12 protein-coding genes and 1 tRNA gene are annotated in these 11,508 nt (G+C 65.0%); 6 read left to right on the top strand and 7 right to left on the bottom strand.

Annotation, left to right across the window (positions count from 1 at the left end; translation table 11 throughout):
• The first annotated feature begins 249 nt into the window (after nt 1-249).
• The 4 genes from ATB1_RS00390 to ATB1_RS00405 are packed head-to-tail and all read left to right on the top strand — an operon-like array spanning nt 250 to nt 4,166.
• Nucleotides 250-1,188 carry a branched-chain amino acid ABC transporter permease gene (locus ATB1_RS00390; protein ID WP_198526004.1) on the top strand — a complete coding sequence of 313 codons (939 nt, stop codon included), beginning with the start codon at nt 250-252 and terminating at the stop codon, nt 1,186-1,188.
• Entirely contained in the window at nt 1,185-2,552 is a 1,368-nt protein-coding gene (locus tag ATB1_RS00395; protein ID WP_042661756.1) for a branched-chain amino acid ABC transporter permease, read from the top strand. The genes ATB1_RS00390 and ATB1_RS00395 overlap by 4 nt, the downstream gene beginning before the upstream one ends.
• On the top strand, nt 2,545-3,408 hold the full coding sequence (locus ATB1_RS00400) for an ABC transporter ATP-binding protein (RefSeq protein ID WP_042661757.1): 864 nt from the start codon (nt 2,545-2,547) through the stop codon (nt 3,406-3,408). The genes ATB1_RS00395 and ATB1_RS00400 overlap by 8 nt, the downstream gene beginning before the upstream one ends.
• On the top strand, nt 3,405-4,166 hold the full coding sequence (locus ATB1_RS00405; RefSeq protein ID WP_042661758.1) for an ABC transporter ATP-binding protein: 762 nt from the start codon (nt 3,405-3,407) through the stop codon (nt 4,164-4,166). Before ATB1_RS00400 ends, ATB1_RS00405 begins: the two co-directional genes overlap by 4 nt.
• A gap of 39 nt (nt 4,167-4,205) precedes the next feature.
• On the opposite strand, the gene ATB1_RS00410 is transcribed toward ATB1_RS00405, so the two are convergent.
• Together ATB1_RS00410 and ATB1_RS00415 are read right to left on the bottom strand one after the other, a co-directional pair.
• The gene (locus ATB1_RS00410; RefSeq protein ID WP_042661759.1) at nt 4,206-5,366 is read right to left on the bottom strand and encodes a hypothetical protein; all 1,161 of its coding nucleotides are present in this window, start codon (nt 5,364-5,366) and stop codon (nt 4,206-4,208) included.
• Between the two features lie 156 nt (nt 5,367-5,522).
• Entirely contained in the window at nt 5,523-6,836 is a 1,314-nt protein-coding gene (locus ATB1_RS00415; protein WP_042661760.1) for an ABC transporter substrate-binding protein, read from the bottom strand.
• Nucleotides 6,837-7,022: 186 nt separating this feature from the next.
• Here ATB1_RS00415 and udk point away from each other — a divergent pair, with 186 nt between their 5' ends.
• Nucleotides 7,023-7,718 carry a uridine kinase gene (gene udk / locus ATB1_RS00420; protein ID WP_042661761.1) on the top strand — a complete coding sequence of 232 codons (696 nt, stop codon included), beginning with the start codon at nt 7,023-7,025 and terminating at the stop codon, nt 7,716-7,718.
• A gap of 36 nt (nt 7,719-7,754) precedes the next feature.
• Here udk and ATB1_RS00425 read toward each other — a convergent pair whose 3' ends face one another.
• Nucleotides 7,755-8,075 carry a DUF5785 family protein gene (locus ATB1_RS00425; RefSeq protein WP_042661762.1) on the bottom strand — a complete coding sequence of 107 codons (321 nt, stop codon included), beginning with the start codon at nt 8,073-8,075 and terminating at the stop codon, nt 7,755-7,757.
• Between the two features lie 150 nt (nt 8,076-8,225).
• Between ATB1_RS00425 and ATB1_RS00430 the strand changes: the two genes are divergently transcribed.
• Nucleotides 8,226-8,957, top strand: coding sequence for a GNAT family N-acetyltransferase (locus ATB1_RS00430; protein ID WP_042661763.1), 732 nt, complete (start codon nt 8,226-8,228; stop codon nt 8,955-8,957).
• A gap of 350 nt (nt 8,958-9,307) precedes the next feature.
• Here ATB1_RS00430 and ATB1_RS00435 read toward each other — a convergent pair.
• From ATB1_RS00435 to ATB1_RS00450, 4 genes are all read right to left on the bottom strand, one after another.
• A tRNA-Ser gene (locus ATB1_RS00435) sits at nt 9,308-9,391 on the bottom strand.
• A 46-nt stretch (nt 9,392-9,437) separates the two neighbouring features.
• Nucleotides 9,438-10,193 carry a hypothetical protein gene (locus tag ATB1_RS00440; RefSeq protein WP_042661764.1) on the bottom strand — a complete coding sequence of 252 codons (756 nt, stop codon included), beginning with the start codon at nt 10,191-10,193 and terminating at the stop codon, nt 9,438-9,440.
• A gap of 97 nt (nt 10,194-10,290) precedes the next feature.
• Nucleotides 10,291-10,926 carry a uracil-DNA glycosylase family protein gene (locus ATB1_RS00445; protein WP_042661765.1) on the bottom strand — a complete coding sequence of 212 codons (636 nt, stop codon included), beginning with the start codon at nt 10,924-10,926 and terminating at the stop codon, nt 10,291-10,293.
• A 294-nt stretch (nt 10,927-11,220) separates the two neighbouring features.
• Nucleotides 11,221-11,508, bottom strand: a 288-nt coding sequence (locus ATB1_RS00450) for a hypothetical protein (RefSeq protein ID WP_042661766.1), incomplete at its 5' end; no start/stop codon positions are given.

An 11,508-nucleotide genomic window follows, 5' to 3' on the forward strand; every position in this document is an offset into this window, starting at 1 on the left:
CAAGCGTGGTCAGTAAAGACGACCGATGAAGAAAGATTTATCTATGTTTATCGTCCGCACATATCATGAGGATAGTTATCAATGGGTATTGCCGAAACCTACTCCCGTGGCAGGCAGTTCGCCATCGAGCGTCCGTTCGCGCTCGTCTTGGCGGTCATCGTAGTCGTACTTCTCGGTGACTTGCTTCGCGGGTTAGCAACAGGGCAGACGCAGTTTGCCGACATTGGCACGCTGGTCTGGGATGGTCTGATGCGGGGGCTCGTAATCGGCCTCGCGGGCATCGGGTTGTCGATGACGTACAGCATTCTAAACTTCGCTAATTTCTCGCACGGCGACTACATCACCGCGGGGGCCTTCTCGGGGTGGGCGACGACGTACCTCATCGCCGGACTCGGACGTGCCGACATCGGCGCGCTCCTGCTCGTCGGGGCCGGGGGGTCGGTCTACGGCGGAACGCTCGGCATCGGGATGCTCTCGACGCCGCTCGCGGTCGTCGCCGGCATCGTCGTCTCCGGCGCGTTCGCTATCGCGCTGTCGCTCGCGGTCGACCGCACCATCTTCAAACCGATTCGGAACGAGGACGGCATCACCCTTCTCATCACGAGTATCGGCGTCGCGTTCGCGCTGCGTTACCTGATGCAGTTCGTCTTCGGCTCTGACGTGCGCGGGACGACCGCTCAGCCGCCGTCGGTGTCGCTGTACTTCATCGATGGTACGGTCTTCATCAACGCCCACGACATCACGCTTCTCGTGGTCGCCTCGGCCTTGATGCTCGGCGTCCACGTCCTCTTACAGCGGACGAAACTCGGGAAGGCGATGCGCGCGATGGCCGACAACAAGGACCTCGCGCTCATCACCGGTATCTCGACCGAGCGCGTCGTCCGCGCGACGTGGATTATCGGCGGCGGGCTGACCGGCGTCGCGGGGTACATGTTCATCCTCTGGAAAGGGACGCTCGGGTTCAACGACGGGTGGCTCCTGTTGCTTCTCATCTTCGCCGCGGTCATCCTCGGCGGCATCGGCTCCATCTACGGGGCCATCGCCGGCGGCCTCGTCATCGGGCTGACGGCGTCGATGTCGGTCCTGTGGATTCCCTCGGCGTTCTCGCGGGCTGCGGCCTTCATCGTCATGATTGTCATCCTCCTCGTGAAACCGTCCGGGCTGTTCAGCGGGAGGGCGACCGCATGAGCGTCCGCGACGACTTCACCGCCCGCATCCCGGGCGGCGACGCGGGCCTCATCGTACTGGTCCTCCTCGGGACGTACCTCGCGTACATCCTCGCGGGGTTCGTTCTGGGATACACGCTCCGCGGTCAACTCAACTCCATCGCGACGCTGACGTTCTACATCGGCGTCTTCGCCATGCTGTCGCTCGCGCTCAACCTCCATTGGGGGTACACCGGGCTGTTCAACATCGGCATCGTCGGCTTCATGGCCGTCGGCGTCTACGTCACGGCAATCGTGACGAAGCCGACGTACGTCGCCGGCGGCGCAGCGCAGGTCGGCGGCCTCGGCCTGCCGCTTTGGGTCGGCATCCTCGCTGGAATGCTCGCGGCCGCGCTCTTGGGACTCGTGGTTGCGCTCCCGGCGCTCCGGTTGCGGGCGGACTACTTGGCTATCGTCACCATCGCCATGTCGGAAATCGTCCGGTTCAGCTTCCTCTCGGGCGAACTCCAGCAGTTCCAGCTGTTCGGTAACCGCGTCGGATTCGGCGGCGGGTCGGGTCTCATCCTCGACTTCGCTCCGCCGCTGGAGGCGCTGCTTCGCGGCGTCGGTCTCTGGAACGGGTATCTCGGCTTCGTCGACGCCTTCCAAGTCCTCGTGCCGAGGAACCCCAAGCCGGTCGTCGACGGCCTCGTCTACGGGCTGTTGCTCCTCGGGTTCGTCGCGGCGTTCTACTGGCTACTCAAGCGCACCGGCGAGTCGCCGTTCGGTCGCGTGCTGAAGGCCATCCGCGAGGACGAGGACGTGGCGAACGCCCTCGGCAAGAACACCGACCGGTTCAAAATCAAGTCGTTCATGCTCGGCTGTGCGCTCATGGGGCTCGCCGGCATCCTCTGGCTCGTCCCGCAGGGCGCGGTGACGCCGAACTTCTTCCGCCCGCGCGTGACGTTCTTCGTCTGGATCGCACTCATCATCGGCGGGGCCGGTTCGAACACGGGGAGCGTCCTCGGCGGCGCCGTCTTCGCGGCGGTGCTCTACCAGGGGCCGCGGTACTTCCAGAACCTCGTGTCGGCGGTGTTCCCCAACCTCGACTCGCCGTCCGGCTTCGGGCAGGCCATCTCGCCGCTCATCTCGCAGTTCGACCCCGTGCCGTTCCTCCTGTACACGGTCGACAGCATCCGGCAGCTCCAACTGGTCGTGATGGGGCTCGTGCTCATCTGGCTGATGCACAACCGGCCGGAGGGGATGCTCGGCTACCGCAAGGAGACGGCGTCCGTCATCCCGCTGTCGCGGCCGAAGTCGATGGCCGCCGACGGCGGCAGCGACGACTCGGTCCGCACCGACGGCGGCGTCGATTCCCCGGCTCAGGGAGGTGAGACCGATGAGTGACGCCGCGGACCAGCCGGTCGAAGACGTAGCGAACAAGGTCGACGAAGGGGCGCTCGGCGCGTTCGCCTCCGGCGTCGAAACGTCGGTCGACTACCCGCTTCAGGTCGAAGGTTTGGAGAAGTCCTTCGGTGGCATCACCGCCGTCGACGGGGCCAGCTTCGAGGTCGAAGCCGGGTCGCTCACGGGTCTCATCGGCCCCAACGGGGCCGGCAAGTCGACGACGTTCAACCTCATCACGGGCATGCTCAAGCCCGACGCCGGCACGGTCACGTTCAACGGCGAGGACATCACCGGCGAGGAGCCGCACGAAATCGCCAACCGCGGGATGGTTCGGACGTTCCAGATCGCCCGCGAACTGAGCGAGATGACCGTCCTCGAGAACATGATGCTGGCGCCGAAACACCAGCGCGGCGAGACGCTGTGGCGCTCCGTCATGCCGGGCGTCCGCGACGACGTCCGCGAACAGGAAGAGGAACTGCTCGAACGCGTCTGGGAGGTGCTCGACTTCTTCGACATCGCCCACATCGCAGAGGAGTACGCGGGTAACCTCTCCGGCGGCCAGCGCAAACTGCTCGAGATGGCGCGGGCGCTTCTGACCGACCCCGACATGCTGCTCTTGGACGAGCCGTTCGCCGGGGTCAACCCCACACTGGAGAAGAAACTGCTCGAACACGTACACGAACTCCGCGAGCAGGGCTACACGTTCCTGCTCGTCGAACACGACATGGACCTCATCATGAACAACTGTGAACACGTCATCGTCCTCCACCAGGGCTCGGTGCTCACGGAGGGGACGCCGGACGAGATTCGGAGCAACGAAGAGGTCATCGAGGCCTACCTCGGGGGCAACGTATGAGCGTCGACGCCAACACCGACGCGACGAGCGGTGCGGGCGTCGAAGGACGCGACGACGTGCTCCTTCGCGTCCGCGACCTCGACGCCGGCTACGGCGACCTCCAGATTCTCACCGACGTCGACATGGACGTGTTCGACGGCGAGTACGTCACCATCGTCGGGCCGAACGGGGCCGGCAAGTCGACGACGATGAAGTCGGTCTTCGGCCTGACCGCCCACATGGGCGGAACGGTCCAGTTCAAAGACGAGGACATCACCGGGCGTCGACCCGAAGACATCATCCACGTCGGCATCGGCTACGTCCCGCAGAACGACAACATCTTCCCGACGCTGACGGTCGAGGAGAACCTCGAGATGGGCGCGTACATCCTCGACGAGGTGCCGCAGGACGCCATGGAGGCGGTCTACGAGCGGTTCCCCATCCTCAGAGAGCGGAAAGACCAGAAGGCGGGCACCATGTCCGGCGGGCAACAGCAGATGCTCGCGATGGGGCGCGCGCTCATGCTCGACCCCGACCTGCTGCTGTTAGACGAACCGTCGGCGGGGCTCGCGCCCGATCTCGTCGAGGAGATGTTCGACAAAATCGACGAGATTAACGAGGCCGGCACGGCCGTCCTGATGGTCGAACAGAACGCGAAGGAGGCGCTCCGGCGCTGCGACCGCGGCTACGTCCTCGCCAACGGACAGAACCGCTACATGGACACCGGCACCGCGCTCCTCGAAGACGAACAGGTCCGGCAGGACTTCCTCGGCGGATAGCCCGTACCGCCTTCGGGAAGCCGCGGTATTTTTCGCTCGTCAGTCGCAGACGTACTGGTACGACTCGACTAAGAGGCTGCCGTCGAGCGTCACCGTCGTGCTCGTGTTCCAGCAGTAACACGCCGCGTAGGCGACCGTCTCCGACCCCACGGGCGTCTCGATGGTCAACTCGTACTTGTCGCCGATTGGAACGTCGAACGCGACGTTCGACTCGCCGGGTGGGACGGTCTGCGTCGTCTCTGAGACGACCGCGTCCTCGGAGCCGGTCCCGTCGGCGTCCGAGCCGTCACCGGCGGTGTCCGAATCATCGGGTCGGAGGAGCGTCAGGGTCACGTCGCGTTCCGTCTCACCCTCGTTTTTCACGTGAACCGAGGACCGCTTCGGCCACGCACAGCCGACTCGGATCGACCCGTCTTCCGCGACGAGGACCGCGAGCGTCGGCCACGCCCACTTCTCCGGGATGTGCCACTCGTGGGCCGCGGTGCGTCCGTCTTCGGCCTCTACGAACACCTCGTAAGTGCCGTGGGACTTCACGAGCGCCGGCGTCGAAACATCTCGGTCGGTCGCCGCGTCGAAGGTGTGTTCGAAAAAGCGAGTCCCGTCGCGTTCGATGGCGACGGTGAGCCGAACGTCGTCATCGCTCCGGTTCCGAATCTTCGCGGTCGGCGGCGCGAAGATGTCCGTCGCGCCCGGAACCGCGTACGGGAGGTCGGCGTCGTCGAGGTCCGGCGTCACGCGCTGCCGCGGTTCGAGGGCGGCGTCGGATGTGACGACGAGTTCGAGGTGGCGCGCCTCGTCCGTGACCGTCCACTCGTAGTCGAGCGTCGCGCCCGTTTCGAGTTCCGCGACGACGCGGAAGGTACCCTCACCGACGAGTTCGTTCTCGACACTCCGTCCGCGGCCGGGCCCCGCTCCGATGTCGAGCGACCCGTCGAAGTGCGTCTCGTCGCCGTCGGTCACTCGGACCGACAGCGTGTGCGGCTCGTCGTCCTCGTTGACGACCGAGAGACCGACACTGGTGTCCGGCTCCGGTTCCGACGTGTCGGTCTCGGTCGTCGAATCGGTCGGGGGGTCGGTCGTCGCCGTGGTCGTCTGTGGGTTCGCGGGAGTCTCGACCGATTCGTCCGAGTCGTCTAGACAGCCGGCAACGAGCCCGAGGGCCGAGCCGGCGACCGTCGAGAGGAGGGCGCGGCGCTTCATCGACGTACACCTGTCAGCGGTCGTATGAGTGTCTTGTGCCGTCATGGACGCTCGGCGGGAGCGTGGTGGAACTATGGTGGAGGCGTGACGCAGTGACCGAGCGCGGCCGCTCGCGTCGTCGTCGACGAAAGAAAAGTCGGGTCTGTCGGGTCGGTCTTAGTTCTCGGGGCCGGACAGCGCCGTCTCGATGACGGAGGAGTACGACGACTCGCCGATGTTGAACGCGACCTGGTTGTACACTTCGCCGTCGAACGAGTCGCTGAACACGTTCGAGAAGCGCTCCGAGAGCTGCTGGCCGTAGTCGTTGTTGACGTACAGCGTCGAGACCGAACTGACTTCGAGGCGCTCGGCCATGACCTGCGCCATGACGCGGCCCTGCAGGAAGTCGGACGGTGCAGTCCGGAAGATGAAGTCGTTGTCTTCGAGGTTCGAGACGGACAGCGCCGTCGAGGACGGCGAGCAACCGACGATTTCGTTCGGGATGAACGCCTGCTGTGAGACGGGGACGTTCACGCCGGACGACGCGGAGCCACAGACGGACGGGACGCCCGCGGAGACGAGCGACTGCGCGGCGGAGACACCGGCGTCCGGGGACGTTTGGGTGTCTTCGATTTGCGCGTTAACGGAGAGTCCGGCCGGGTTGGCATCGTTGACCTGTATGACCGGAATCTGTGCGGCCTGAATCATCGGCGCACCGACGGCCGCGAGGTCACCAGTTTCGGGCAGGAGGATGCCGACCGACATCTCGCGGTCGGAACCGCCCGGGCCGCTGTCCGCGGACGGGCCGTTCCCGTCGGGGTTCTCGCCGGCGAACGACTGCGTCTCGACGCTCGACGTGGCGTTGTTCTCGGCGTCGAACTCCCAGATGGCGTATGCGGCTTCTGCCGGGTCGCCGTTCTCGTCGAAGTTAACCGACGAGGACGCGCCCTGGTAGTCGATGTCTTCGCCGTTCGCGGCAGCCTCGATACCCTCGACGAGGTTGTCCGGTCCGACGGTCATTCCGCCGGGGTTCGCCATCCGGCGCATCTGGTCTTTGATGGCCGGACCGGAGTTCTCGCCGGCCGCAGCGTTCGAGAGCAGTTGAATCGCGACCGAGTCGTACGTCTGCGACGTGAAGACGCCAGGTGCAGAGCCGTATTCGTCCTGGAACAGCTGGTTGAACGTGTCTTGGTTCGGACCGCCGGCCGCCGGGGCCGTCCCGGTGACGTTCTCCATGTCGTTGCCGACCTGTCCGGGCATCGACCCAGAGCGCATCCCGTCGGGCACGAGTATCTCCTCGCTCCCGTCGGACGCGCTGTAGTAGTCACGGAACAGTTGAATACCACTTTCGGGGTAGCCGATGACGACGAGCCCTTCGGGACCGCCGCCACCGCCACCGCCACCGATGCATCCGGATAAGCCAGTCAAGCCTGCCGCGCCCGCGGCTCCCACTCCCTTGAGGAAGTCGCGGCGTACGATATCACGTACCATGTGAAAGGCAATGGCAACTCCTACTTATAAAACTTACTCCCTACGTTTGAAAAGCCATGATAATTGCGACCGACGGCGGTGCGAGAATCGGCTGTGTGAGAACGTCAGACATCGTGTTTTATATACGACCGCGCCGAAGCCGGTGAACCGCTGCGTTCAAACCCGTTCGCGGGCGTCTTTGGAACAATGACTATCCCGTCGTTCGTTATCGGTATCGCGGGGGGGAGCGGTGCCGGCAAGACCACCGTGGCCCGACTCATCACGGAGAACGTCGGCGAGTCCGTGACGCGGATTCCGATTGATAACTACTACAAAGACCAGAGTCACTTGGAGATGGACGAACGCGAGCAGGTGAACTACGACCACCCCTCGGCGTTTGAGTGGGGCCTCCTGTACGAACAGCTCTCGGAGCTACTGGAGGGGAGAGCCGTCGAGATGCCGCAGTACGACTTCGAGATACACAACCGGAAACCCGAGCGGAACACCGTCGAACCGACCGACGTCATCATCCTCGAAGGGATTCTCGCGCTCTACGACGAGGACGTAAACGAGATGCTCGACCTCCGACTCTACGTGGAGACTGATGCCGACGTTCGCATCCTCCGGCGCATCCAGCGCGACGCTATCGACCGCGGACGCGACCTGCAGGGCGTCATCGACCAGTACCTCTCGACGGTCAAGCCGATGCACGAGCAGTTCATCGAGCCGACGAAGAAACACGCGGACCTCATCATTCCCGAGGGAGCCAACAGCGTCGCCGTCACGCTGCTCGAAGAGAAAGTCCAAGCGGAAGTCGAAGGCGACGAGACGCGCACCTGGGAGCGCGACGCTATCGAACGGAAAGTCCAAGAGCGGACCTCGTCTCGCGGGCCCGACAACTAACGCGGCGTCGCGGGTCGAAAATCGGGGTCTCGAAGCTTACGCCTTCTTGCCGGTGACGAACTGCGCTGCGCCCTCGTAGAACCAGAAGTCGTTTTCGCGCATCGCCTTGCCGACTGCCTTGTGCAGTTCGATGAAGTCCCCGAACTCCTCGCCTTCGACGTGCTCGAAGATGTCCGCGAGCGAGACAACGCGTTCGTAGTCGAGTCGGATGGGGTGGTCGCCGAACTCCTCGACGAACTCCGCTTTGTTCAGCGGGAAGTCCTCGTCTTCGTTGACCTTCTTCGCGATGACCGCCTGGCCGTACTTGCGTCCGCCTTCGCTCCCCTCTTCGCCGTCCGGGTCGTGTGGCCAATCCATACCCGAGTGTTGGCAGGCCGATTCAAAGCCGTTACGCATTTGTGGGGATTTGTCACGCGGAACGTCGCGGTCGAGCCGCCTCGTCTACTCGTGCCGTTTGCTACCGATGAACAAGAAATATACGCGTGGCACGCCATCGTTCTTGGAGTCATGCGAGCGACCGAGCGCCCGACGTTCGAATCCGAGGCCAGCAAGCTGATTTACGAGTACGTCGAGCGGCATGGCACCGCCAAGCGAAACGTCCTCCTCGACGTTGCGCCCGTCTCGTCCGACGAGTTCAGAACCGAACTGGAGCGGCTGAAATCCCGCGGTTATCTCCAAGAAGACGGCGGCACGCTCCAGTTGGCGCTCGACGTGGGCGCTATCGAGGAACACGAGACCGACGCGGGAATCGTCACCATCCGACCGGGTCGCCAACGGGACTTCGAGGGCCTCGTCGACGCGATTCGCGACGTGACCTCCGAAGAGACGTACGTCGTCGCCGAGACAATCGCCGAGCAACTCCTCTACGACGAGGCGGTCACGCGCCACAACCGGGTGGAGTCTCGGGTGTTCTTCGTGGCCACCATCGGCGAGGAGGTCGTCGGCTGGACGCACCTCGAACTCCCGCAGGTGTCGCGCATCCGCGAGACCGCCCAGCAGACCGTCGGCGTCAAGGAGGACTACCGCGGGTTGGGCATCGGGAGCCTCCTGCTTCGTCGCGGCCTCGACTGGGCCGAAGCCAACGGTTTCCGGAAGGTGTACAACAGCGTTCCGATGACGAACGACCGCGCGCTGGAGTTCCTCGGCGACCACGGCTGGGAGACCGAAGCGATTCGCAGGGACCACTACACCATCGGCGACGAGCACGTCGACGAAGTGATGATGGCGTACCAGTTCTGAGCGGGTTGTGGGCGGTGGGTCGCTTTTTGCGGGGTCGTTGGTGTCGCTTAGCGAGGGTGCGGTGGGACTGGGATTTGAACGACGCCGAGACGGTCCCTCGCTCCGCTCGGGCTGCAACTCGTCTCGTTCAAATCCCAGTCGTCTCCACAGCACGCGTTCACCGGAGACGCGCAGCTAAACCTGCGCGTCTCGGTTCTCTGAGAATGCGGTGGGACTGGGATTTGAACCCCACTCGCTCCGCTCACGTCGTTCGCTCCGCTCGCTGCTTCAAATCCCAGTCCGTCTCCGATTTCCACTCACAGAGCCGCGCACGATGCGCACTGCGCGGCGTAGTGATTCGTGTGAAAATGCGGTGGGACTGGGATTTGAACCCAGGATTCCGTGAGGAAACCTGCTTTCAAGGCAGGCGCGTTAGGCCACTCCGCCATCCCACCTTCGCACGACAGTTTTGCGTCGGATACCTAAGTGTTGTCGCTTCGCTCAGTCGCGGACGAGTTCCAACACGCCGTCCGTCGATTCGACTCGAAGCCCCTTCTCGAAGACGAACGTCGTCGTGTGCTCGGGGACGAGGCGCTCGGATTCGACCCGGGAGCGGAGCATCGGGACGACCGTGGCGAGGTCCGCGCCGGTTTCGAGGACGGGAAGCATCGGGACGTAGTCGAGGCCGTGGCCCGCGTCGTCGGCGCGCTCGGCGAGCGTCTCGACTTCCGGCTCCGCGTAGGCGTCGGTGAAGTCGATGGGGTCGAGAAAGCCCGAGAAGTAGACGCGCCCTTCCGTCGAGGGCCCGAGGACGACCGGCGTACTCCGGAGTTTCATCGCCGCGCTGTCGATGTGGGTGCGCCCGAGAAGCGGCGCGACCGGGCGGACGACGGCGACCGAGTGGACCTCCTCCTCGTTGAGGAGATGCGAGACGGTGTTGCCCGCGCGGGCGGAGAACGACGACCCGACCTGCGGTTCGAACCGCGCGTCGTCGGTGCCGCCGAGGGCGTCGGCGACGACGCTCCGAATCTCGGCTTCCGAGTCGTGGTCCCCGGCGAACTCGTCGGGGATGTCGTCCTCGGTGCGGTAGTTGACGAGGAGGTCGCCGCCCGACCGCTCGACGGCGATACAGACGTCTTTGAGCATCGCGGCGTAGAGCTCCGCGGCTTCGGCTTCGGTGAGCGGACTCGTCTCCGCGAGTTCCGAAAGCACCAGTCCCGGCCGCGGCGGTTCGGCGAGTACGGCGATGACCGTCATACCCTCCCCTCGCGCCGGGGAACTCTTGAACCCGCCGCTTGTGGCCCGGCGAAGTCGGAGGCCGGCGAAGACTGGACCCTCCGCGTACCGCCCCGTCTCAGCGACTCTGCCGACCCTTCGTCTGTCGGTAGTCTCGGCCGAACACCGACTCGCGGACGTGTTCGACGAACGCCTCGGCGTCTGCGTCGGTCAGGCGCTCCGGCTCCTTCATCGGGACGAGTTCGAAGCCGCGGCCGCGGATGGTCGTCGCGTGCTCCGCGTCGACGTCGAAGCTGTCGGCCGCGCGCGTGGTGTAGTCGAACGCGAGCGCCTCCAGTGCGGCCTGTCCGACGGGGACGATGATGTGTGGGTTTATCATCCGAATCTCCGCGTTCAGGTAGGGCTCGCAGGTCGCCACTTCGTCGTCGGTCGGCCCGCGGTCGGGGTGGCGACAGCGCGTGAGGTACGTGAAAAAGACGTTCTGCACGTCCGGTTCGTCGGCGTCAGGCTCGGACCGGACGAACCCGAGGTCGCCGAGGATGCGCTGGACGCGCTGGCCGGCCTCGTCGCCGGTGAAGGGGACGCCCGTCCGTTCCGCGGCCGCGGTCGGAGCCTCGCCGACGAACAGGAACTCCGCGCCCACGTCGCCGTAGCCGTGGACGACCTGCTCGCGCGTCTCGCAGAGCGCCGAGCAGTTCGTGCAGTCGGTGTCCATCGAGAAGGGGTTCCGGAACTGGCGTTGGTGTGCGTCCACACCCTCGAATTCGGCTCCGGGACCAAAACCCGCCCGGTCCGCGCAGATAATCGAGTCGCACCCTCGCTGACGGGGGGCAGCCGAGTCGGCGAGTGCGTGGTGAAAGTAAACACGGGGCGAACAGGCGGAGACGTGTGTAAAGACGGCGCAGTCGCTCGAACCGCGGAATCGAGAAAAGCGGAAGTGAATCGACTGGCGTCGGTTGTGGGTCGGTTGCGGGTCGGTTGCGGGTCGGTTGCGGGTCGGTTGTGAGGCGGGGGAGAGGCACGAAGCGGGCGGTCGGGGGAGTCAGCTTCAGCGGTCGATGCCGCCCTGCGCCTTGATGTCCATGATGTGGCGGACGTTCAGGTAAATCTCCTCGGGCGAGGTGTCGCCGTCGGGGTCGTAGAGGTCGCTGACGCGGTAGAGGATGGCCGACACCTGCCGGCTCTCGGAGGACTCGCCGTAGATGTCGTCGGCGATTTCGCGGAGGAACGCGACGCGCTCTGGGTCCGCGGGGAAGTCGGCGTCCGAGTCCGGAGCCATCTCCCAGTCGACCTCCTCGGAGTCCGCGCCGGGGGCGGCGTCCGCATCGGCGTCCCC

The sequence above is a fragment of the Haloferax sp. ATB1 genome (assembly GCF_000730175.1).

What these genes read in the sequence shown, in the direction of transcription:
- ATB1_RS00440 (WP_042661764.1), bottom strand. Translation starts at nt 10,193, where the DNA reads ATGACGGTCATCGCCGTACTCGCCGAACCGCCGCGGCCGGGACTGGTG.
- ATB1_RS00395 (WP_042661756.1), top strand. Translation starts at nt 1,185, where the DNA reads ATGAGCGTCCGCGACGACTTCACCGCCCGCATCCCGGGCGGCGACGCG.
- ATB1_RS00430 (WP_042661763.1), top strand. Translation starts at nt 8,226, where the DNA reads ATGCGAGCGACCGAGCGCCCGACGTTCGAATCCGAGGCCAGCAAGCTG.
- ATB1_RS00415 (WP_042661760.1), bottom strand. Translation starts at nt 6,836, where the DNA reads ATGGTACGTGATATCGTACGCCGCGACTTCCTCAAGGGAGTGGGAGCC.
- ATB1_RS00405 (WP_042661758.1), top strand. Translation starts at nt 3,405, where the DNA reads ATGAGCGTCGACGCCAACACCGACGCGACGAGCGGTGCGGGCGTCGAA.
- ATB1_RS00425 (WP_042661762.1), bottom strand. Translation starts at nt 8,075, where the DNA reads ATGGATTGGCCACACGACCCGGACGGCGAAGAGGGGAGCGAAGGCGGA.
- ATB1_RS00400 (WP_042661757.1), top strand. Translation starts at nt 2,545, where the DNA reads ATGAGTGACGCCGCGGACCAGCCGGTCGAAGACGTAGCGAACAAGGTC.
- ATB1_RS00390 (WP_198526004.1), top strand. Translation starts at nt 250, where the DNA reads ATGCGGGGGCTCGTAATCGGCCTCGCGGGCATCGGGTTGTCGATGACG.
- udk (WP_042661761.1), top strand. Translation starts at nt 7,023, where the DNA reads ATGACTATCCCGTCGTTCGTTATCGGTATCGCGGGGGGGAGCGGTGCC.
- ATB1_RS00410 (WP_042661759.1), bottom strand. Translation starts at nt 5,366, where the DNA reads ATGAAGCGCCGCGCCCTCCTCTCGACGGTCGCCGGCTCGGCCCTCGGG.